The organism is Gluconobacter wancherniae NBRC 103581 (genome assembly GCF_007988885.1).
Classification (GTDB): Bacteria; Pseudomonadota; Alphaproteobacteria; order Acetobacterales; family Acetobacteraceae; genus Gluconobacter; species Gluconobacter wancherniae.
Genome location: NZ_BJUZ01000002.1, coordinates 133,449 through 154,849, shown reverse-complemented (window position 1 = coordinate 154,849; position 21,401 = coordinate 133,449). Strand labels below are relative to the sequence as shown.

The window sequence follows — 21,401 nt, the reverse complement described above, 5'->3', positions numbered from 1 at the left end:
CAAAGCATAATTTTTCTGGCATCCGTAACATTGAGCGTATACCAGTTACATTTCGAAAACTCTCTGAAATTGCTGTGTATTCCTTAAGGTCGTGCCCGCACGCCCGAGGCCATCGCCGCGTTTTGGAAAATCATTGAAAATTTCAGGAAATTATTTGTCATGGCGACAAGGCTGACAGGAACTGTGCTGCGCCTATAAATGAGAATAATTCTCATTTTCGGATACACATAATGCATCTTCACGGTAGGCTGTTACTTTTGGCGGGAATCTCCATGCTGGGTTCGAATGCTGTGCATGCGCAAACAAAACGTTCCGAAGATGCTCAGGAACCTCATAGCGTAACAGTCCCCAAGACCCAGACGCCCAGAAAAACAATGGAGCGTATCAGGGTTCACGCAGACCCACGCTCCTACGCGTCTGACAGGAGTTCAGTCGGGGATAAAACACCCACGACATATCTGCAGCAGACACAGACCGCCAATGTGGTCACCCATCAGGTCATTGAGGATATGTCTCCGCAGACGATGGAAGATGTGGCCAAATATGTGCCTGGCATTTCGATCGGCAACAATTTTGGTGGCACGCAGGATGATCTGATGAAACGCGGCTTTGGCGCCGTGGATGACGGATCGATCCTGCGCGACGGCATCCGAATGCCTATCGGCCGCAATTTCCAGCTTGCAACTACTGACAGGGTTGAGGTTCTGAAAGGCCCGGCTTCCCTGTTTTATGGAATGCAGGAGCCTGGTGGCGTTATCAATGTCATTACGAAGCGCCCACGTCAGACATGGGGTGGGGAAATCGGGACGACCTGGTCTTCTCTGGGAGGGGGCTATGGGCATTTTGATGTGGGTGGCCCGGTTTCGAAGAGCGGGGTCTCCTTCCGCCTGATCGGGCACTACAAGAACGAGAATTACTGGCGCAATTTCGGCTCCAACAAGGAAACACTTCTCGCGCCGTCATTGCGATACGCAAAGGGCCGCTTCGAGAGCAATGTTTCCTATGAGTGGGGAAAATACGACAACACCCTGGACCGCGGCGCAGTGTTCTCAAATGGCCACCCCGTCTCTGGCCCGGAACATCGCCTTGATGAAGTATGGGCTGCATCCTTCGGACAGCGGCATCTTCTGGCCGCGACGGCACAATATCGGCTGGCTGATCATGATCGCGTGCGGTTTTCCGGGGGATGGAACCATGACAATTACCACGACCGTCAGGCTGATCCTTCTGCCTATAACGCAGTAAGTGGCATTCTCACACGACGTTACAGAAGCAATACCGGCACAATACGCGCCAACAGCTACTCTTCGATTGATTACATTTCAGATCATACCTTGTGGGGAATGAAGCATGATCTGGTCATTGGAGCGGATTACGAAAACAGGCGGCAGAATCAGGGGGCGTTCATCGACGGGCCGCGCATGGGCGGATTTTATCCTTCCGCACCGCTTTATGGTGGCCTTCAACCTGTGGGGCCGGTCAACAATAGTAACAGTGACTGGCGACAGACCATCAACAGTGCGTCAGGTTATCTGAAGGACAATATCCATCTCGGCCATGGGCTGATTTTGGCACCTGGTCTGCGGTATCAGTGGTTCCATATCAATTATGGCGGGCAGAGACCCTACGTTCAGACAACAGATTCTTCTTATACGAAGCCCCTGCCCTTCGTGGCGCTGGTTTATCAGATCGGACAGCATGTCTCGCTCTATGGGGATTATTCCCAGTCCTTCACACCTAACCAGATCTCGACCGGATCTGTACTGGCGGGAGGTTATAAGCCAACACAGGGGCGGCAATTCGAGGCGGGTGCACGCTTCCAGAACCGTTTCCTGACCAGTGATATTGCGATCTACAATATTCACAAGAAGAACGTCCAGCAGACAGCAGGACTGGATGAAAACGGCAACACCATACAGAGACTGGCTGGGCTGGTCGGCTCAAAGGGACTGGAGTGGAGCGTGACCGGAAGGATTTCCAGACACTGGAACATTCTGGGAAATTACGCCTACACCTACGCCCGCATCCTACGAGACACGCCGGAGGACAAAGGCAAGATCGTCGCCAACGTCGCCAAGCACACGGGCGGCGGCTATCTCACCTATCAGACAACGCTGCCATACCTGCACACAGACATGCGGATCGGCGCAGGAGCACGGTATGTAAGCCGTCGCCCCGGTGATCTGAACAATACGTTTTACATGCCCGGCTATGCGACGGTGGATGCCTTTGCATCATGGAGGACCGGGCATCTGCTTGGGCATCAGACTTCGTTGCAGGTCAATGCCGTCAATATCGCCAACAAGGCCTATTTCACATCCAGTGCCGGAACGCCGTTGCGCGTTTCGTGGGGACAGGGACGCACGGTGCATGTCGGGGTGGATGTAAGCCTTTAAACCGGCAGCGCAGCAAAACGGGTGGTCATCAGACGCTTTCGGCGACCCAGTTGCGTTTTTTGGTTGCCTTGCCGATGCCGGGATTGAAGCAGTTGCAAGGGTCCAGGCTGCGGTAATGCGCCAGCATCTCCTCAGGGGCGTCGTAGAGGTGACCGACATTATGTTCGGCCGGGTAGCGTGCACCTCGGGCGTCCAGACCGGGGAGCATGCTATGTTCGACCGCCATGGCGTCATGGCCTTTGCGAACCACGTAATCCTGATGCATTACGTGGCAGAAGAAGTGTCCGTAATAGAGTTTGACGATAATCTTCTCTTCAATTTCGGGCGGTAGCGTTTCAAACCACTCCCGATCATTGCGGCGCAGGGCAACATCAAGCGCGACGATATCCTGGGCTTCCTGCGGATGCACCGCACGATACCGGATCGCAGCCCCTGCCGCCGCAAAGCGGTGAAGAAAGGCGCGCTTCCCTTCGTCTGGTGTGCACTCGAACCAGTCTCCACCAGATTTCGCAAAAAATACTTCGAGCCATTCACGCACAGGCGCGGCCATTTCGGCTGAGACTTTCATCATGAGATGGTGTTCGAAGCGGTCACGATAATCGCACATCCGGTTCGGAAGCTGCTTTGGCAGAAAGCGACTGATGAACTGAAGAAGGACGTCACTCAGATTGGATGGCAGGAGCGGCAGACGCTGCATTGTAATGTCGATGCGTGATTTCCAGCCGAAGAACATCGGAAGGAAGCGTGTGCCCATCATGCGGATAATTGCGAAGGTGTCTTTGCCGTATGTCTCTGCGATATTGAATGCATCGCGATGAATGTATTCACCAGCGATTGGCAGTTCATCAAAGCGCGTCAGGATATGGCGGCGTAGGTCTTCGAGTTCATATGTATCGTTCGTCCCAATGTAGAAAACGGACGGATTTTTGTTGGCGGGGAAAGTGTCCAGACGCACGGCGAAAACCACAAGCTTTCCCGCGCAGCCAGCCGCTTCATGCCAGCGATGAGGATCAGCGTTGAAGCGGGCGGGCGTGGCGGCGTCCACATCACGGACGTGGGTTGCATAGCCGTCATCGTGACCGCGACCAGCGTGCCAGTCGATTGCGGCCTCTGGAATACGGCCTGCTTCAACATCTGCGAGGATTTCCTCGGGAGTTCCTGTGAAATGGATACCGAGGTGATTAACCAGTCTTAGCTGACCGTCTGGCCCTACCTGACCGAACAAGGCCATTTCGGTGAAGGCAGGGCCGCGCTGGACAAGGGCACCACCTGAATTGTTGCTGACTCCTCCAAGGACTGAGGCTCCGATACAGGACGAGCCGATGACCGAATGCGGTTCACGCCCGATCTTGCCCAGTCGCTCTTCGAGTTCATGGAGCGTGGCGCCCGGAAGACAGACGACTTGCTTGCCTTCTCCGATCAGATGCACCGTTGCCATGCGCTGCGTGCTGATGAGCACGATTTCACGGTCATAATCATTGCCGTCTGGCGTAGACCCGCCGGTCAGGCCGGTATTGGCGGCCTGCATAATGACGATCTTGCCCGCATCCACGCAGGCCTGTGCCACGCGCCACAGTTCGATCAGACTGCCTGGCCTTACGACCGCCAGAACGTCTCCCATTCCAAAGCGATATCCTCGGCGGAACCTGTAGGTGGCGCTGGCCTTGGTCAGGACGTATTTGCGGCCTACGGCCTGCTGCAGCCTGTGAATGAAAGCGTTGTCCGTACTGCCAGCCGTCCGTGACGTTGTGTTTGTGGATGCTGTCATGGACGGCTCTTCTCTCTGGTGCGGTGCAATGTTTGCACAATTTCTAGCACACAGGCGCGGAGATACACCCATCACGTCGTGCAGCATGAGCAGGGCGGATATGCCCTGGTGGTTGGAAACTATTTGACACGCCCAAAAAGGCGTTCGATTTCGTTTCTTGTCAGACGCAGCCAAGTCGGGCGCCCATGAGAGCATGTATTGGCGCGTGGAGTGCGCTCCATATCGCGCAGAAGCGCGTCCATTTCCTCGGGCTTGAGCCGACGCCCCGCCCGGATACTTCCATGACACGCCATCCGTGCGATCACAGCATCAAAGCGATTGGAAAGGCTATCTGTCTCATCTGCCGTGAGCGCTGGATCGTTGACCAATTCGTCTGCGACGTCTTTCAGAAGTGACTGAACATCCTTTGTTCCAAGCAATGCCGGAACAGAACGCAGCAGCACGCTTCCCGCACCGAATGACTCAAGGTCGATGCCAAGTTTCGAAAGTTCATCCGAGCGCAGCAGAAGAGCCTCGGCCTCTCGTGCAGGCAGGTCGACAACTTCTGGAAGGAGCAGCGCCTGTGCACGAAGCGTCCCGGTTGCGAACTGATCCCGCAGACGTTCGTGCATCAGGCGTTCGTGAGCCGCGTGCTGATCCACAAGGATCAAATCACCATCTGGCGCCACGGCCAGAATATATGTGTCAAATACCTGTGCAACCGAGGCTCCCAGCGGAAAAGCGGGATCAAGAGCTTCTGGCTCAAGCGGGGCACGCGCGGCAGGCGCAAAGACGGTGTCCGTTTCAGCAAAACCCGGTCGAACACCGTCCGCAGAGGAAGGCACAGCCTCTGGTAGGACGAATTGGGCGGGCTTTTCCGGTCGTACCTCCGGGATAGGTGCTGTTGAGAGCGCAGTGTCCGAGCGTGAGGGATACGCTATGGAAGGACGTGAGGTGCGCGCAGCAAAGCTGGCATAGATGCCTCCACCGCCGCTGGAGCCATGCCCCAGAGCGCGGCCAAGGCCACCGATAACCAGAGATTTGATATCGTTTTCGTCAGCAAAACGTAGTTCCGTTTTGGCGGGGTGCACATTCACATCCAACCGTTCAAGCGGGACGTTAAGATGCAGGGCCATAACCGGAAAGCGCCCCCGCTCAATCACAGGGCGATATGCGACACGAATAGCCGTTCGTAATACGGGATCAGTGACGGGACGATTATTAACCAGAATAAACTGACCGGAGCCTGTGGCCCGTGTGCGGGCCGGCCCACATGCGAAACCGGAGAGACGCACAGCACCGCGCTGCTCGTCGAGCGGGATCAGGGTGTCTGGTGTGACATCCAGAATAGAGGCTGCACGGGCAATCGGGCTTTGAGCGGGAAGGTCAAAAAGGGTTTTGTCATCCAGCGTCACGCGCATGGCACAATGTGGCGCGCACAGGGCCAGCCTGCGCATCACCGATTCTGCATGGCCACCTTCTACCCGTGCGCTTTTAAGAAATTTTCGCCGGGCGGGTGTGGCGAAAAAGAGATCGGTGACGACAATGCGCGTGCCAATCGGGCCAGAAGCGGGTTGTGGAGGCGTGATGGCGCCACCTTCCACACGTAACATCCAGGCAGTATCGGCGTCCGACGTGCGCGATGTAATGGCGAGACGGGCACTGGCACCGATGGATGGCAGCGCTTCTCCTCGAAAACCAAGCGTGCGGATCTGAACCAGTCGCTCATCCTGAAGTTTGGATGTGCAGTGACGTTCGACTGCGAGTTCAAGTTCGGCGGGCGTCATGCCGCACCCGTTGTCTGTCACATCGATCCGGTCCGTGCCGCCGCCACGCAGTGCAACGGAGATCCGTGTTGCACCTGCATCGATAGCGTTCTCGACAAGCTCCTTGAGAGCTGCTGCGGGACGCTCGATCACTTCACCGGCGGCGATCAGATCTATGACGTGACCTGATAGTCTGCGGATTGTTGGGCGGATGGAAAATTCAGACAACAGGCTGCCTCATGATCGCAACGGGCGGGAGACGACATGGTCCCCTCGCCCGGTCTGTCTGTGCGATCCGCCTGCTGGCGGGGAGAGCCAAAATCAGATCAGAAAATACCGAGGAAACCACCGGATGACTTGCCCTTGGCCGTCGGCGTGGCACCGGATGCTGTATTGCGGCCTAGTGCAGAATTTTCGCGGATGCGTCGATTTTCGGCAGTACCGTCCACCACGGAGCCTGCCCGGCCACCGTTCCAGAACATCAGATTGTCTACGAAGCCCGCGCCTTCACTGCCAAGTTCGGCATTGTTTGGCGCCTTGGATGCTGTGTCGGCCTGTTCTACGAGCGCGCTCTGTCCCGAGCTGGCCGTACCCTCCACCGGATGAAGGGCAGTGTCTGGCGAAAGGGTTTCCAGCGCCTGCATACGCGGGCTCTCGTCTGGACGATGGGCGTCGCTCGCCCCCGGAAGACCGAGCTGCTCTGAAGGCGGCATGGACAGCGGAGCACGCGTCGTGACGGTATATTCGTCGGGCATGGCGCGCTCCATGCCGAATGCACGGGCCACGTCATTGCCTGAACAGCCAGACAGCATCAGGCCAACGGAGGCAAGCGCACCCATGTGCAGGCTGAGGCGGGTAGCGGAAGAACGAACACAACGCATGGAGGGCCCCTGGGACGCGATCATGATGGAAACAGTCCTACAATCCACGGCACTTCCCGGCAAGTTCCGGAAAGGCATGAATCAGGTCTGACGGGTCTGGCGGTCGGCGAGAAAGGAGTCAATCAGCCAGACCACCACACCACAGACGATACCGGAATCGGCAACATTGAAAACATACCATGACCAGCCGAATGCATGGGCATGAAGAAAGTCCACCACCGCGCCATAGCGCAGGCGATCAATGACATTGCCGATGGCGCCACCGGCAATGGCGCCACAGGCCGCTGCGACAAGCGTCCGCCGTGTGCGGGTGAGCGTCCATAGCAGCAGACCAACCGCCCCCATGGAGATGGCACAAAAGACCCAGGGGCCTTTGGCGCCGAGGCCACCAAACATCCCGAACGTAACGGCATGGTTCCAGACCATCGTAAAGTTCAGGAATGGCAGGATCTGGACCGATCCCCGGTCCGGCAGGTGATAGTAATACAGGATCCAGTCTTTGCTGGCCTGATCAAGCACCAGCACGAGCACCAGAAGCGCCACACCAAGGACGATACGACTGGTGCGGCTCATTCCCTCTTGCCAGAGTGAAATCATGCGGACACCACACTGACGCAGCGTCGGCACAGATGCGTGTGTTCGGCGTTCTCGCCCACTTCCGGGAGAACCTTCCAGCAACGTGCGCATTTTTCACCGGGTGCGCGCTCGACCTGCGGCCCACCGTGAGGGGTTTCACCGGGCAACAGCTCAATTTCTGCGTGGGACGTGATGAGCAGTTCCGCCCAGTCCACAAGGCCGAACTGCTCGGCTTCTTCCTGCGACATTGGCAGCGTGACGCTGGCCTCAAGCGAGGAGCCGATAGTGCCGTCGCGGCGCGCGGTTTCGAGTTCTGTTGTTACCAGGCGACGATAGGCACGGATATCATCCCATTTCGCACCAAGCTCGGCATTATGCCATTCACCATCGGGCTCGAAGAACTGCTCCAGATGGACACTGCCTTCGATTCCAAAACGATCCTGCCATGCTTCTTCAGCCGTGAAGACCAGAACAGGAGCGAGCCATGTGCAGAGCGCACGGTGCAGGACATCCAGAACAGTCCGGGCGGAGCGGCGCGTCAGGTCGGAGGTGTCGTCGCAATAGATCGCGTCCTTGCGGATGTCGAAATAGAACGCCGAGAGATCCGTTGTGCAGAATCCGTGCAATGCCGGATACACGCCGACCCACTGATGCGTTTCAACGGCGCGGGCTACAAGGCCATGCAGTTCCGACAGGCGGTGCAGGATGTACTGCTCCAGTGGGGGCATGCTGGCGTAGGGCACGGCTTCTGCAGCGGTGTAACCGTCGAGCGCACCCAGCAGCCAGCGTAGTGTGTTGCGCAAACGGCGGTAGAGTTCGCCCTGCTGCTTCAGGATTTCGTTGCCGATACGCAGATCTTCGTTCGTATCTGAATTCAGTACCCACAGACGCAGGATATCTGCACCGAGCTTTTCGGTGACGTCTGAAGGCGCAATGACGTTCCCAAGGGACTTGGACATCTTGCGGCCCTGCTCGTCCAGAACGAAGCCGTTCGTCACGAGTGCCTTGTAGGGCGCCACGCCCATCGTGCCGACACTTTCCAGAAGGGAGGACTGGAACCAGCCACGATGCTGGTCAGAGCCTTCGAGATAGAGATCGGCAGGGAAGTTCATGCCTTCCTGATCGAGCACAAAGCGATGCGTCGAGCCACTTTCGAACCAGACGTCCACAATGTCGAACACCTGATCATAATCGGCAGGATCACGATCCGGGCCAAGGAAAACGGCTGGATCTGTGGAGTACCATGCGTCTGCACCATGTTCGCGTACGGTCTCGACAACGCGCTTCATGACAGCTGGATCACGGAGCACATCGCCTGAACGCTTCTCGACGAACACTGCGATCGGCACGCCCCAGGCACGCTGGCGCGAAATGCACCAGTCTGGACGCTGCTCGATCATCGAGGTCAGGCGACGGCGAGCCGCTGCAGGCACGAACGTAACGTTGTCGAGCGCCTTGAGGGATTTTTCACGCAGGTGGTTCTTGCCATTCATGGCGATGAACCATTGTGGCGTTGCACGGAAAATGACTGGCGCACGGGAGCGCCAAGAATGCGGGTAGGAATGTCTGATGGACCCACGGACCATCAGGCCCGTAGCGGGTGCGCCATCGTGCTCCGCGCTCTGGCGGGCTTCTGTCAGCAGGTCGCAGACAGGATCTGCAGCCTTGAAGACATGCACACCGGCCAGATGTGGAACCCACGGTGCATAGCGGCCATCGTCTTCCACCAGTTCGGGGACTTCGATGTCATTGGCGCGGCAGAGAACGAAATCGTCCTGACCATGGGATGGCGCCATATGGACGAGCCCGGTACCGGCATCCGTGGTGACGAACTCGCCTTGCAGCATGGGGACGTCAAACTCGTATCCACGTCCACGCAGCGGGTGGGCACAGATCACACCTTCCAGCGCGCTACCGGGCAGGGTGTAGAGCGTGTGATACGCCGAAATTCTGGCCTCTGCACAGAATGGTGCAATACGCTCTTCAGCAATCAGAAGTCTGGCGCCCAGCGGCACAAGGCTGCTCTGGGTGACTTCATCAACGCGCAGAACGACGTAAGTGATGTCCGGACCACAGGCAAGCGCGCGGTTTGCCGGGATGGTCCACGGTGTCGTGGTCCAGATAACGGCAGACACACCTTCCAGGGCACGGGCGGGGGTCGGGTCTGTGATGACCGGGAATGCGACGTGGATCGTGGTAGAATCGACGTCGTGGTATTCGATTTCCGCTTCTGCAAGAGCCGTTTTTTCGACGGGGCTCCACATGATCGGGCGCAAACCGCGGTAGAGGCTACCGTTCAGCAGGAACTTGCCGATTTCATCGACGATCTGGGCTTCAGACGAGAAATCCATGGTGACGTAGCGGTTCGCCCACTCGGCCTGAACGCCGAGCCGGCGGAAATCAGCCGCCTGCTTCTCAACCCACTCGCCGGCATACTGGCGGCACTCGGCCCGGAACTGCAGCAGGGGCACGGCATCCTTGTCCTTGCCAGCCTTGCGATACTGTTCCTCGATCCGCCATTCGATGGGCAGTCCGTGGCAATCCCAACCCGGCAGATAGCGGACCTGGAAACCGGACATGCGGTGTGCGCGGTTGATGACGTCCTTCATTACCTTGTTAAGGGCATGGCCTGTGTGGACGTGGCCATTGGCGTATGGAGGGCCATCGTGGAGCGTGAAGACCGGGCGTCCTTTGCCAGATTCACGGATCTTGCCGTCCAGGTCCATGGCTGCCCAGCGGGCGAGCGTATCGGGCTCGCGCTTCGGTAGACCACCGCGCATCGGGAAGCTGGTGCGCGGGAGGAATACCGTGTCGCGGTAGCGGTCCTGCTGCTCTTTGAAGGGGGTATCAGACATGATTGGACGGCCCGGCTGCTTTTATGGTCATTCGCGAAATGGCGACCATATGGAGAGCGCGACCCGCTGCGGTCAAGTCTGGAGCAGTTCAGGCTGCCAGAACAGCCCGCGCCTGAGCCGCATCCTGAGCAATCTGGCCCTTGAGTTCGTCCAGCCCGGAGAAGCGTTTTTCTTCACGTAGCAGCGCGACCAGAGCGACACTCAGTGTCTGACCGTAGAGGTCTTCATCAAAATCGAAGAGATGAGCTTCGAGGCGGCTTTCCCGTCCATCGTTGATCGTGGGACGACGGCCGATATTGGCCACTCCCGGGATTACGCGGCCGTCTGGAAGCGTAACGCGGACGGCGTAAACCCCACGAGCGGGCTCGATATGCTGTGTCAGGGGAATGTTGGCTGTGGGGAAGCCGAGCAGACGACCGCGCTGGTCGCCCTTCACAACTTTGCCCGTAATTGCCCATGGACGCCCAAGCTCGGCTGCAGCGCGTTCGGGGTAACCCTCCTGCAGCAGGCGACGGATACGGCTGGAGGCAAGTGGACCGCCGACATCTGACAGCTGCGGGACAATCGTCAGGCCTATGCCGTGAGATTTGAGTATGGATTCGAGGCAGGCGATATCCCCGCCTCTCCTATGGCCGAATGCAAAATCCGCACCACAGGCAACATGCGACACGCCCAGCGCACCGATCAGCACGTCCCGGACAAACTCTTCCGCGCTGAGATGGGAGAATTCGGTGTCAAACGGGATCTGAAATACATGCTCCACACCATGTTCCGCGAGCGCTTCTGCCCGAACGTCTGGAAGCATGAGGCGGAATGGCGGATCCTGCGGGCGGAACAGCTCTCTGGGATGAGGATCGAACGTCACGACCGAAAGAGGCTGGTCCGGCTGTGCGGTTTTCAGGGTCTGGAGCAGATGCGCATGACCGAGATGCACGCCGTCAAAATTGCCAAGTGCCGCGACAGTACCACGGGCATTGGCGGGAATGTGACGCCAGTCTGTATGCAGTGTCATGATGGCAGGCTGAACAGGCTGGAGACGTCTTCTAACGTGGCGGCCTGAGGGGCACCATCATGTGCAATCGTCTCATCCTGCGGGCGCACAAGCTGACACACCTGCAACCCGGCCTGGCTGGCTGCGTCGAGTTCGGCGCCGATATCGGACAGGAAAAGAATTTCGGCTGGTGGAAGGTCCATGGATTCTGCGATCCGCGCGTAGGATTGAGAATCCTTTTTGCCACCTGTGGAAAGATCGAAAAAGCCATTAAACAGAGGCGTTAGATCTCCCTGCGCCGTGTGACCGTAGAGCAGCTTTTGCGCCTGTACGGAGCCGGACGAATACACCGCAAGCTTCAGCCCGGCATCGTGCCATGACCTGAGCGCAGGCGGCACATCCGGATAAAGATCCGCTTTGAGGGCGCCGTCGTCGAAGCCGCTTTTCCAGGCAATGCCCTGAAGACTTTTCAACGGGGCTGCTTTCTCATCCTTTGCCATCCAGCTCTCACAGACCGAAAGCGGACTCTCTCCAGGATGCGTCGCCGCGATATCCGCTATGGCCTCGACGACTTTTGGATTGTCCTGTCGGGTCAGGAGTTCCGGCAGAGCCTTGGCCGCGTAGGGAAACATGACGTCCCGCACGAAGGAAATCGGCAGGGTCGTGCCCTCGATATCAAGCAGAACGAGACGGATCATATCGGTCTTTTCAGTCTTTCAGAGTGCTGGATCGGTCAGCTGACTGTGGGGACGTCAGCCGGGAAGCGCTCGGCAATTGCGTCTCCTGTATATTCCGCAACCCAACCTGTCGTGTCGGTGAAGACGCGAAGGGCAACGACATCAGGCTCGGTGCCTGCGTCAAACCAGTGCGGAATGCCAGTGGGCACGGAGATCAGGTCACCCTGCACGCAAAGGGCCGAATAAACATACCCGTCGATATGCATGACGAAAGCACCACGGCCATGCACAAAGAAGCGTACTTCATCTTCGCTATGCACGTGTTCGGCCAGAAACTTCTGGCGCAGGGCGGGAAGATTGGGGGTCTGCGCATTGATACGCACGACATCCGCACTTCCCGCACCGGTCTCACCCATCAGGGTATCGAGATAGGGGCGATAGGCTTCAAGTATGACGTCCGTGGAGGCGTCCTTTGGAGGCGTCTCGGGGGCTGACCAACGCTCAAAGCGGATGTTGTGGGGGCGCAGGGTTTCTGCAATTTCACGTGGATCGGTAGTGTCCGAAACGATGACACCAGGGGCGTCATCTCGGAAAACGGTAAGACGGCTCATGTCAGTGTGCCTTCTGCTGACGGGCGAGATGGCATGCAAGCAGGAACTCGAGACCTTCAAGGCGCGCAAGGGCCGTGGGCATGTCAGGCCCCCAGACATACACGCCGTGGCCTCGGATCAGGTAGCCGAGTTTCATGTCCGCGAGCACTGGAGCCACGACCGTTGCCAGACGAGCAATGTCCTGATCGTTGTGGAACAGCGGCAGCTCCAGACTGGTCTCGTGGGTTTTCTGCCCCTCGAACACCTTGAGGATTTCGTAATCGGCGAGCGTGATGGCATCCGACACTTCGTCCATGGAAAGAACGGTTGCCGCTACCGAATGGCCGTGGAGCACTGCACCGATAGATGCATCATGTGCGTAAAGCTGCGTGTGTAGAAGGGTTTCCGCACTCGCCCTGTCGCCGGGATTGAGCGGGGTACCCTGCGGATCGATTTCGATCACGCCATTTTCACTCAGGAAGCCTTTGTGCCCCCCTGAACGGGTGATGGCGATACGTCCGTCGGCAAGGCGACACGACAGGTTCCCGGCTGTTGCGGGAACCCAGCCACGCGCATCCATGCGGCGACCGGCCTGCATGATCTGTTGGCAGGCCTCGACCCATGCCGGGTCGGCAATCGTACCAGACATCAGACCTGAGAGCGGTGCGTGTCGCTGTTTGTCGTCTGGCTGTAGCCGGACGGCTGGTTCGGCGGGGAGATGTGACCCGGCGGGACCTGACCTGCCTCTGAAGGCGGTGTCATGGTTTCGTCATCGGCCATGTTCTTCTTGAAGGATTTTATCCCCTTCGCGAAGTCTCCCATCATACCGCTGATCTTTCCACCGCCGCCAAACACGACGAGCAGAACGACCGCCAGGATCAGCCAGTGAATGGGGCTCATGCTGCCCATAATGTGATACTCCGAAAAGCCAAGGCCGACTTCATGTGGCAAGGCTTGGCCGTTTGTGCAAGCACCCGATCAGGATGCGCGTCCTGCATTATAGCCTGAAATGAAACCATATGTGGGGTAGATCCTTCGCCCCATGGCATGAATCGGTGCCCACCACACGCGAACCCGGGTCCAGTCATGAGCCGGTGAAATATCCGTGACCGGCACGCCGACATCAATCCGCCCCGGCTCCCAGTTCGCATGATCCACAAGAATGGTGTGCGATGAAATCTGTCTGCGAACAACGGAAACATGGCCGCTCGGCATACGGGATGTTGCCCGGAAAACGAGGACTTCCCCCGGTCGTGGAGTGCTGGAGCGTGCATAACGCCCTGCGGACTGACGCCACCATGTAGCTGCATCGCCATGAAGGTCGAGGCCCGTGCGTTCACGCGCATAAGGTGCACACTGGAGCGGTCCGTTGAAACCGCGCCCCCCTCCGCAAGCCGTCAGCGACAGCAGCAAGGCAAGAGAACATCCCCGAGCGAGCAATCTGCCATGCCCGGAAAGCGCGGATGAAAAAAAAGGCACCGAACTTCCGGAAATCACGTGAGACGCACTTTGATCACAGGCTCCTGAACTCGAAGATGCGATCTTCCGCTTCCTCAAGGTCCATGTCGAGCGCAGACTGAGCCACATCACGAGAAAAGCCGTTCCGGGCGAAGACTGCGAGCGCTTTCATGGGATCTTCATCAGGCCTGTCGTCGCGCCGGAATGGTCCGAGGCGGCGCTTGCGGGCCAGAACAAGGGCCGCTGCCAGCTCCGCACGGCTGGCGTTCTCGTCCGAGCGTTCACCAAGGGATTCGTCGAGAGCGGCACGGGTCGTGTCCTGATCCACACCCTTGGTTGCGAGATGGGCGGCTACTGCGCGGCGGGAGCGGCCTGTGCGGGTAAGGCTAAGGGCGCGGGAACGTGCGAATCCGGCATCATCGACTGCACCAAGACCCGACATCGCATGGACCGTGTCTTCAATTGCGGGTTTCAGCCCCTGCGATATGGCTTCGACTTCTTCCGCAGCCATACCAGCGTGCATGGCTCGTGTTCCCCATCGCCGTACACGGCGTTCAAGGACCTGCCTCAGGCCCAGTTCGGTTGTGGCGAAGCGGGCGAGGTGTGCGAGTGCGGTTTCACGCAGGGTCCGGGCGTCCGGAGCTTTTGGAATGTCCTCCATATGATGGATTATGAAAGCTTCGAGGCGTTTACGGCAAGGCTCGAACACGCAATCATGTGAACATGACTGATTCGCTTTCCGCCCGTCTCGATGCCGTCATTTCCTCTATTCCCGCGCAGTACCCGGGACCAGGTGGCGCCATTGCAGTCCTCAGGGATGGGGAAGTGCTTGTGAGGCACACATGGGGATATGCCAACGCAGAGCGTCGTATTCCTTTCACGCCTGCCAGCCTGTTTCGGATGTGCTCCATCACCAAGCAGTTCACCTGCGCGATGATGCTGGAAAATTTTGCAGATCCGACCGTTCTGGACGGTGACGTCGATGCGCTTCTACCGCAGCTTGATGAACCTGCTCCGGGCATACTGCATCTGGCACATAACCAATCTGGCCTCAGGGATTACTGGGCCGTTGCGATGCTCCATGGTGCGCCAGTAGAGGGATATTTCGGAGACAGGGAAGCGGCCCGGGTCATTGCTGGCACGCGCACGCTCCAATTCCAGCCGGGAACATCCTATTCCTATGTGAACCAGAATTTCCGGCTGATTTCCGATATCGTGCAGGAGCGCAAAGGCCGCAGCTTTGGTGAGTTGCTGCAGTCTTCCATTTTCGATCCCGTGGGCATGGAGCGTGCTATTCTGGCTGCGGAAACGCGCACGATGCCCGATGGTACGGTTGGGTATGAAGGAACTGTGGAGAGCGGCTTCCGCCCAGCTAAGAACAACATCTGGTGGACGGGCGATGCGGGTCTGGGTGCGTCACTGGACGACATGATTGCGTGGGAGCGCTTCATTGACAGGACGCGCCACGATACCGGCGGGCTTTATAATCGTCTGACTGCGCCGGTAACTTTCGATAACGGCACGCCCGCTCCTTATGGTTTTGGTTTGCAGCGCACGACGATGTTTGGTCGGGACGTGACCATGCATGGTGGCGCGCTACGCGGCTGGCGTTCACACAGGCTGCATGTGGCTTCCGAGCGCATTTCGATCGTAGTGATGTTCAATCATATGTCACCAGCCCAAACTGCCGCAGCGCAGCTTCTGGGCGCGGTGCTGGATGCCACACTTCCGGAACCACCCTTCAGTGAAAATGCCGTGGCGCTTTATGGCACATGGCTGGAGCGCGAGACCGGGCTTTCGGCGCGGATACAACCGATGGAGAGCGGTATCCGTCTGCGCTATCTGATGGTGCCGGAATATCTTGACAACATGGGTAGCGACCGTGCTTCCAACCCTGGCCTGACACTTGCGGCACAAGGCGATGAAGTTCGTATGGAGCGCCCCGGTGAAAACCGGACGGGCATTCTGGAACGCTGTGACGAGACGCCGGGGGAGGACATCGCGAGCCTCGCCGGCGTTTATCGTTGCGAAGAGCTGGATGAGGCTGAAGTAAGCGTCGAACTCACAGGCGGCGTCGTTTACGGAGGATTCTCGGGCATTCTGGGTGATGGCCGCATGGAACCACTGCAGCGACTGGCAAAGGATGTCTGGGTTCTGCCCTGCCCCCGCGCGCTTGATCATACTGCTCCGGGAGACTGGACGCTTGCGTTTGAACGTCATGCTGGAGAGGTTACCGCCATACGTGTGGGATGCTGGCTGGCTCGTGATCTGATCTATCAGCGGGTCTGATAAGTCCGTTTTCAGTGCAGGACTACAAAACAGGGGTTTGACGGATAGGGTTTATCTTCCCCAGTATGGTTTCTGCGGAAATTTACGCCCTGCTCCGGGCAACCGGAGCAGGGCTTTTCGTTTCCGCAGCAAATCGGATTTTTTCTTCACCTTCTTACTTTCAGGATCGATATCAGCATGATCCCCGCTCTGATGCCCAACTACAAACGTGCCGACCTTGCTTTTGAGCAGGGCGAAGGCGTCTGGCTGACGGCGGCAGACGGGCGACGATATCTTGATTTTGGCGCAGGAATTGCCGTGTCCTCGCTAGGGCACGCCCATCCAGGGCTGGTGCATGCAATTGCCACACAGGCAGCCAAAGTCATGCATGTTTCGAACCTGTATCGTGTTCCGCAGGCGGAGGCTCTGGCCTCTCTGCTGGTGAACAACACGTTCGCGGATTCTGTGCTGTTCTGCAATTCGGGGGCAGAAGCCAACGAAGGCATGGTCAAGCTGATCCGTCGTGCCCAGTTCAAGCTGGGACATCCGGAGCGAACACGTATTCTCTGCTTTGACGGTGCCTTTCATGGCAGAACGCTGGCCATGATTTCCGCAACCGGAAACCCGGCCTATCAGGAGGGTTTTGGCCCGGTTGTAGAGGGCTTCGACCACGCCCCGTTCAACAACACCAACACGCTGCGCGCTGCGATCACTCCAGAAACAGCGGGTATCATTGTGGAGCCCGTACAGGGTGAAAGCGGGATCAAGCCCGCGACGCAGGAATTCATGCAGGGACTTCGCGCGGCCTGTGATGAACATGGCCTGTTCCTTGGGTTTGATGAAGTCCAGACGGGTGTTGGCCGGACGGGAAAGCTCTTTGCGCATGAATGGTATGGCGTAAAACCGGATGTGATTTCTGTCGCCAAGGGGATTGGCGGCGGCTTCCCTCTGGGGGCGGTGCTGGCGACCGAAGAGCTGGCCCAGTTTCTGACACCCGGCACGCATGGCACGACCTATGGTGGCAATCCTCTGGCCTGTGCTGCGGGAATGGCGGTGCTGGAGGAAATCCTGAAGCCGGGCTTTCTGGAGCATGTTCGGGCTGTCGGAGAAGCCTTCGGTGCGTTGCTGGATGCCGTAACCAAAAGTGCACCGGATGTTTTCGACAGCGTTCGGGGCATCGGCCTGATGCGGGGCCTGCACTGCAAGGTACCCGTGGGAGAAGTCATGGCGGCCGCGACTGAACAGGGTCTGCTGAGCGTGAGCGCGGGAGACAATGTGCTGCGCTTGGTTCCGCCCCTGATCGTTACGGAAGATGAGTGCCGTGAGGCCTGCGACCGGCTTGTGCGCGCGGCAGATGCAATTTGTGAAGCAAAACTGACAACACAGGAGAAAGTCTCGTGAGCGTGGCACTTGAAACCCGGCCGACCACCGGAACCGGAACAGCGACGCCGAGGCATTTCCTCGATATCCGGGACTGCTCTGCCGAGACGATCCGGCAGATCCTTGAGGTGTCCTCCAAGGTAAAGGCCCTGCAGAACGGGCGTCGTCGTCCGCTTCATCCGGAGCGCCCGCTCGAGGGGCACACCCTTGGCCTGATGCTGGCACAGCCATCCACGCGGACCCGTGTTTCCTTTGAAGTGGGAATGGGACAGCTGGGCGGGCTGGTGTCCGTGCTCTCTCCTTCGGACATGCAGCTCGGCCGCGGGGAAAGCGTGGCTGATACGGCCCGCGTTCTGTCACGCTTTCTGGATGTTATCGTACTGCGCACGAGCGACGATTCAGCCCTGCGCGAGCTGGCAAAATGGAGCACGATCCCGGTCATCAACGGGCTGACACCAGTATCTCATCCGATCCAGATTCTGGCAGATGTGCTGACATTCGAGGAACATCGCGGCCCAATCAGGGGCAAGACACTTGCCTGGATTGGCGATGGCAACAACGTCGCCACATCGCTTATTGAGATGGCGGCATTGCTTGGTTTCAATGTCCGTCTGGCGACACCAGAAGGGTTTGAGCCTTCTGCCGAAGCTGTCACGTGGGCGCGGGATCGTGGAGCAAAAATCGATGTTCTGCGTAATCCGGCGGAGGCGGTCAGCGGGGCAGACGCGGTTCTGACGGATACGTGGGTCAGCATGGCTGATAAGGATGCAGAGGAGCGCCTGCAGTGCTTCCGGCCTTATCAGGTGGATGCAGCCCTTATGTCGAAAGCTGCGCCCGATGCCCTGTTTCTTCATTGCCTGCCTGCCCATATCGGGGAGGAAGTGACGTCCGGCGTTTTCGAAAGCCCGGCGTCTGTTGTCTTTGATGAGGCGGAAAACCGCCTGCATACACAAAAGGGCCTGCTGTTATGGGCTCTTGGGAGAGAGAACGGGTGATCGATACACCTCCATTCCTCGATACGCGCCGACCTGACGTTCCGGATATGGTCGTCGCGGGTGGCATAGTGCCGTTTCATCTTGCGCGCTCGCCTGTACGTGGCCGCCTGATAAGACTTGGCGCTCTGGCTGACGCGCTGCTGTCTCGCCATGACAACCCGAAGCCAGTTTCCGAGATTGCAGGGCAATCTCTGGCGCTTGTCGCAGGGATGGCATCAGCCCTGAAATTCCAGGGCTCCTTCTCGCTTCAAATCAAGGGCGACGGGCCGGTTTCAACGCTTCTGGCTGACAGCACAGATCGCGGGGATCTCCGCTTTTTTGCGCGTCTCCGGGAAGATGCGGATCGCGATGCGCTGCCTGAGGGCGCGAAGGCAATTCTTGGTGAAGGCTATCTGGCGTTCACTGTAGATCAGGGCCCGGACATGGAGCGGCACCAGGGTGTTGTGGATCTGGCAGGCGACAACCTGTCTGATATGGCGATGCATTACTTCAGGACCAGCGAACAGCATGATTGCTGGATCAAGCTGTTCTGCGCGCATACCGACAACGGCTGGCGCGCAGGTGCGCTCATTCTGGAGCGGATTGCTGCAGAGGGCGGGATTGACGTCCTGGAACAGGAAGATGACGCTTGGGAGACGGCCTGTACATTTGCCGAAACCCTTGGCGAGGGAGAAATGTTCGATGAGGATCTGACGAGCGAGGATCTGATCGCACGGCTCTTTGGAACGCTGGACGTCTTTTCCGGGACACCACGGGCACTTGCTTATGGGTGTCGTTGCAGTCGCGCCCGGCTAGCTAGTGTTCTGGAACGTTTCAGCGAAGACGATCTGGACCATATGGTCGAAAACGGAGCCGTCACCATGAATTGCGAATTCTGCAATACCGGGTTCAGCTTTACACGTGACGAGCTGGGAGAACGAACTACATGACTGTAGCGCTGCTGGATGGAATAAAGATCGACGGCTTTCCCGTCGAGCAGCTTTACACCGGATGGGAGGCCATTTCCCGTCATTTTTTCGCAGGCGGGCTGGATGTCGTTCTGCTTCGCCTACTAGATGGGCGCGAGGCATGCTGGTGGGTTGATCATACAACCGGCGAGCACCGAGGCAGCCATGTGATGGCACTTCCTCCGGAAATACAGAACCAATTCCTGACAGCACTTGATCCTGTGTTGTGGCCCTTGGCGGAGGGGGTTCTCAAAACGGCCCCCTTACTGCCCGAAGCCTTCTTTCCCGATGTATTGCCACGAACTGCCATACTGGAGGCCGTTGGGTCATGGATTAGCCGTCATGCGCCACATGCGATTCTGATCCCTACCGGCCATGCAGACAGTGGCGAAAAACTGACATGCCCCGATGGACGACTTATCGGAGAGGGCCGCATCCGCTCGCTCATGGCAACGAAACGCGGGGACGGACCGCTGATTATTGCGTCTCCGTTTTCAGAGCTTCCACTGCGTGCGCAGCTTGTGATGCCGCTCGAAGGTATGACCGCATACCGTTTCCATGACGCTGCCGAAGACGTCGTCTTTTACCTCGTCTGCAACGATGTCCGTGCAGATGTGAGACCATCATTCTACTATCCTGCAGGCCCCCTCCTCATCAGCGATGAGGCGCTCGGAGCACTGATTCCTGGCCAGATCATGGCATGGTACGCCCTTAATCCTGATCATAAAGATGCCATCGACAAGGCACGACCCTTCCTGCCTCAGGATTTTGGTGTCGGACAGGCATCCTCACTCCGCGCGGCACCCCCTTCTCCAGGCGTACGAGATGAAGACGCGGGCGAAACTTCACATGTCCCTTCGAAACAATCATCTTCCGCACGCCCATCCTTTCTGCCAGATATTCCGATAGCGCCGCCGCAAGCAGCGCCACGCCAGAGCTTGAAAGATCGTCTGAAACTGATGCTCAGATGGAAGAAAGACAGAGGATAACAGTGATGGGATCGCACCGTTTGTCATGCGCGGCAGCTTTGGTTTTTTCGCTCGGACTGAGCGCCTGTTCGGGTGATGATGCCCCCAAGAGCTTTCCACCTGCAGATTACAGCTACCTGTCACAGCTTCATCTGAACGTTGCGAGCATCAACATTCAGGATCACGCAGAACCACTGCCGGATTCCCTGAGTGCCAAAGCTCCTACTCCCCCTGATCAGGCACTGAAGCTCATGGCGACCCAGCGCCTGATCGCAACCGGGAGTTCAGGACAGGGCGATTTTGTCATTACCCGCGCGTCCATTGATCGCTCAGGCGACAATGCACTTTCAGGTGTGATGGATGTCAGCCTCAACATCACGGATTCTTCTGGGCAACACACTGGAACTGCACATGCTCAGGTCACGCGGCGTCTCGATGGAGGGGATCATGATCCGACATCGCGCGCCGCACTATACGACATGACGAACCAGATGATGCAGGACATGAACGTCGAACTGGCTTTCCAGATTCGCAAAACCATGATGCCATGGCTGACAGATGCTGCTGGAACACCTCTTACTGGGGCGGTCAAAGAGCAGTCTCTTGATGCCCCAGGCACTACACCCGCAACTATTGCCGCGCCTGCATCTTCCCCTACTGAGCCTGTAACGGCCCCTTCAACCGTTATAGCGCCAAAAGCTAGCAGTTCAGCGCCTGACGCAATTTTTCCTACGGGTGACACGACAGACAATACAGGGAACGTTACTGCTCCTGCCGCCAGTACAGGCGAGACAACTGCCCCCTCCCCACGCTCACCTCAACCAGGCGTTCTGAAACTCCCCGGGAACATCAATCCATCAGCGACGCCAAATTAAAAGCCTGTTTAACTCATGGTCTTGTGATCGC

The 21,401-nt window shown here is 58.1% G+C and carries 19 protein-coding genes; 7 read left to right on the top strand and 12 right to left on the bottom strand.

Features of this window, described 5'->3' with window-relative positions:
* Nucleotides 1–272: 272 nt before the first annotated feature.
* Nucleotides 273–2,396 carry a TonB-dependent siderophore receptor gene (locus tag GWA01_RS07785; RefSeq protein WP_228118520.1) on the top strand — a complete coding sequence of 708 codons (2,124 nt, stop codon included), beginning with the start codon at nt 273–275 and terminating at the stop codon, nt 2,394–2,396.
* Between the two features lie 28 nt (nt 2,397–2,424).
* Here GWA01_RS07785 and dld read toward each other — a convergent pair whose 3' ends face one another.
* The 12 genes from dld to GWA01_RS07725 form a co-directional block, all read right to left on the bottom strand.
* The gene (gene dld, locus GWA01_RS07780; RefSeq protein WP_146795949.1) at nt 2,425–4,164 is read right to left on the bottom strand and encodes a D-lactate dehydrogenase; all 1,740 of its coding nucleotides are present in this window, start codon (nt 4,162–4,164) and stop codon (nt 2,425–2,427) included.
* Between the two features lie 119 nt (nt 4,165–4,283).
* Nucleotides 4,284–6,137, bottom strand: coding sequence for a DNA mismatch repair endonuclease MutL (gene mutL, locus GWA01_RS07775; RefSeq protein ID WP_146795944.1), 1,854 nt, complete (start codon nt 6,135–6,137; stop codon nt 4,284–4,286).
* A 98-nt stretch (nt 6,138–6,235) separates the two neighbouring features.
* Nucleotides 6,236–6,814, bottom strand: a complete 579-nt coding sequence (locus GWA01_RS07770) for a DUF3035 domain-containing protein (RefSeq protein WP_146795938.1) — start codon at nt 6,812–6,814, stop codon at nt 6,236–6,238.
* A gap of 57 nt (nt 6,815–6,871) precedes the next feature.
* Entirely contained in the window at nt 6,872–7,387 is a 516-nt protein-coding gene (lspA, locus tag GWA01_RS07765; protein ID WP_146795933.1) for a signal peptidase II, read from the bottom strand.
* Nucleotides 7,384–10,221 (bottom strand): isoleucine--tRNA ligase, encoded by a 2,838-nt coding sequence (gene ileS / locus GWA01_RS07760; RefSeq protein WP_146795927.1) that lies wholly within the window; start codon nt 10,219–10,221, stop codon nt 7,384–7,386. Before ileS ends, lspA begins: the two co-directional genes overlap by 4 nt.
* Before the next feature lie 88 nt (nt 10,222–10,309).
* Nucleotides 10,310–11,233, bottom strand: coding sequence for a bifunctional riboflavin kinase/FAD synthetase (locus tag GWA01_RS07755; RefSeq protein ID WP_146795922.1), 924 nt, complete (start codon nt 11,231–11,233; stop codon nt 10,310–10,312).
* Nucleotides 11,230–11,910 (bottom strand): acireductone synthase, encoded by a 681-nt coding sequence (mtnC, locus tag GWA01_RS07750; protein WP_146795916.1) that lies wholly within the window; start codon nt 11,908–11,910, stop codon nt 11,230–11,232. Before mtnC ends, GWA01_RS07755 begins: the two co-directional genes overlap by 4 nt.
* A 35-nt stretch (nt 11,911–11,945) precedes the next feature.
* Nucleotides 11,946–12,500, bottom strand: a complete 555-nt coding sequence (locus tag GWA01_RS07745; protein WP_146795910.1) for a 1,2-dihydroxy-3-keto-5-methylthiopentene dioxygenase — start codon at nt 12,498–12,500, stop codon at nt 11,946–11,948.
* A gap of 1 nt (nt 12,501) precedes the next feature.
* Entirely contained in the window at nt 12,502–13,128 is a 627-nt protein-coding gene (locus GWA01_RS07740; protein WP_146795904.1) for a methylthioribulose 1-phosphate dehydratase, read from the bottom strand.
* Entirely contained in the window at nt 13,128–13,388 is a 261-nt protein-coding gene (gene tatA, locus GWA01_RS07735) for a twin-arginine translocase TatA/TatE family subunit (protein ID WP_146795899.1), read from the bottom strand. Before tatA ends, GWA01_RS07740 begins: the two co-directional genes overlap by 1 nt.
* A 69-nt stretch (nt 13,389–13,457) precedes the next feature.
* Nucleotides 13,458–13,958, bottom strand: coding sequence for a CHAP domain-containing protein (locus tag GWA01_RS07730; protein WP_229316061.1), 501 nt, complete (start codon nt 13,956–13,958; stop codon nt 13,458–13,460).
* Nucleotides 13,959–13,992: 34 nt separating this feature from the next.
* Nucleotides 13,993–14,598: a regulatory protein RecX gene (locus tag GWA01_RS07725; RefSeq protein ID WP_146795893.1), complete on the bottom strand. Its 606-nt coding sequence runs from the start codon at nt 14,596–14,598 to the stop codon at nt 13,993–13,995.
* Nucleotides 14,599–14,660: 62 nt separating this feature from the next.
* Here GWA01_RS07725 and GWA01_RS07720 point away from each other — a divergent pair, with 62 nt between their 5' ends.
* The 6 genes from GWA01_RS07720 to GWA01_RS07695 all read left to right on the top strand — a co-directional run bounded on the left by GWA01_RS07720 (nt 14,661) and on the right by GWA01_RS07695 (nt 21,370).
* The gene (locus GWA01_RS07720) at nt 14,661–16,226 is read left to right on the top strand and encodes a D-aminopeptidase (protein WP_146795890.1); all 1,566 of its coding nucleotides are present in this window, start codon (nt 14,661–14,663) and stop codon (nt 16,224–16,226) included.
* 177 nt (nt 16,227–16,403) lie between these two features.
* Entirely contained in the window at nt 16,404–17,606 is a 1,203-nt protein-coding gene (locus GWA01_RS07715) for an aspartate aminotransferase family protein (RefSeq protein WP_146795887.1), read from the top strand.
* Nucleotides 17,607–17,608: 2 nt separating this feature from the next.
* Nucleotides 17,609–18,580, top strand: coding sequence for an ornithine carbamoyltransferase (gene argF / locus GWA01_RS07710; protein WP_371858442.1), 972 nt, complete (start codon nt 17,609–17,611; stop codon nt 18,578–18,580).
* Between the two features lie 47 nt (nt 18,581–18,627).
* Entirely contained in the window at nt 18,628–19,509 is an 882-nt protein-coding gene (hslO, locus tag GWA01_RS07705; RefSeq protein ID WP_146797622.1) for an Hsp33 family molecular chaperone HslO, read from the top strand.
* Nucleotides 19,506–20,516 carry a hypothetical protein gene (locus GWA01_RS07700; RefSeq protein ID WP_146795881.1) on the top strand — a complete coding sequence of 337 codons (1,011 nt, stop codon included), beginning with the start codon at nt 19,506–19,508 and terminating at the stop codon, nt 20,514–20,516. Before hslO ends, GWA01_RS07700 begins: the two co-directional genes overlap by 4 nt.
* A gap of 5 nt (nt 20,517–20,521) precedes the next feature.
* Nucleotides 20,522–21,370, top strand: coding sequence for a superantigen-like protein SSL4 (locus GWA01_RS07695; protein WP_146795878.1), 849 nt, complete (start codon nt 20,522–20,524; stop codon nt 21,368–21,370).
* Nucleotides 21,371–21,401 lie beyond the last annotated feature (31 nt).

Bases quoted from the DNA above. Each gene is read 5' to 3' on its own strand.
- GWA01_RS07785 (WP_228118520.1), top strand. From the start codon at position 273: ATGCTGGGTTCGAATGCTGTGCATGCGCAAACAAAACGTTCCGAAGAT.
- dld (WP_146795949.1), bottom strand. From the start codon at position 4,164: ATGACAGCATCCACAAACACAACGTCACGGACGGCTGGCAGTACGGAC.
- GWA01_RS07770 (WP_146795938.1), bottom strand. From the start codon at position 6,814: ATGATCGCGTCCCAGGGGCCCTCCATGCGTTGTGTTCGTTCTTCCGCT.
- lspA (WP_146795933.1), bottom strand. From the start codon at position 7,387: ATGATTTCACTCTGGCAAGAGGGAATGAGCCGCACCAGTCGTATCGTC.
- ileS (WP_146795927.1), bottom strand. From the start codon at position 10,221: ATGTCTGATACCCCCTTCAAAGAGCAGCAGGACCGCTACCGCGACACG.
- GWA01_RS07755 (WP_146795922.1), bottom strand. From the start codon at position 11,233: ATGACACTGCATACAGACTGGCGTCACATTCCCGCCAATGCCCGTGGT.
- mtnC (WP_146795916.1), bottom strand. From the start codon at position 11,910: ATGATCCGTCTCGTTCTGCTTGATATCGAGGGCACGACCCTGCCGATT.
- GWA01_RS07745 (WP_146795910.1), bottom strand. From the start codon at position 12,500: ATGAGCCGTCTTACCGTTTTCCGAGATGACGCCCCTGGTGTCATCGTT.
- GWA01_RS07740 (WP_146795904.1), bottom strand. From the start codon at position 13,128: ATGTCTGGTACGATTGCCGACCCGGCATGGGTCGAGGCCTGCCAACAG.
- tatA (WP_146795899.1), bottom strand. From the start codon at position 13,388: ATGGGCAGCATGAGCCCCATTCACTGGCTGATCCTGGCGGTCGTTCTG.
- GWA01_RS07725 (WP_146795893.1), bottom strand. From the start codon at position 14,598: ATGGAGGACATTCCAAAAGCTCCGGACGCCCGGACCCTGCGTGAAACC.
- GWA01_RS07720 (WP_146795890.1), top strand. From the start codon at position 14,661: ATGACTGATTCGCTTTCCGCCCGTCTCGATGCCGTCATTTCCTCTATT.
- GWA01_RS07715 (WP_146795887.1), top strand. From the start codon at position 16,404: ATGATCCCCGCTCTGATGCCCAACTACAAACGTGCCGACCTTGCTTTT.
- hslO (WP_146797622.1), top strand. From the start codon at position 18,628: ATGGTCGTCGCGGGTGGCATAGTGCCGTTTCATCTTGCGCGCTCGCCT.
- GWA01_RS07700 (WP_146795881.1), top strand. From the start codon at position 19,506: ATGACTGTAGCGCTGCTGGATGGAATAAAGATCGACGGCTTTCCCGTC.
- GWA01_RS07695 (WP_146795878.1), top strand. From the start codon at position 20,522: ATGGGATCGCACCGTTTGTCATGCGCGGCAGCTTTGGTTTTTTCGCTC.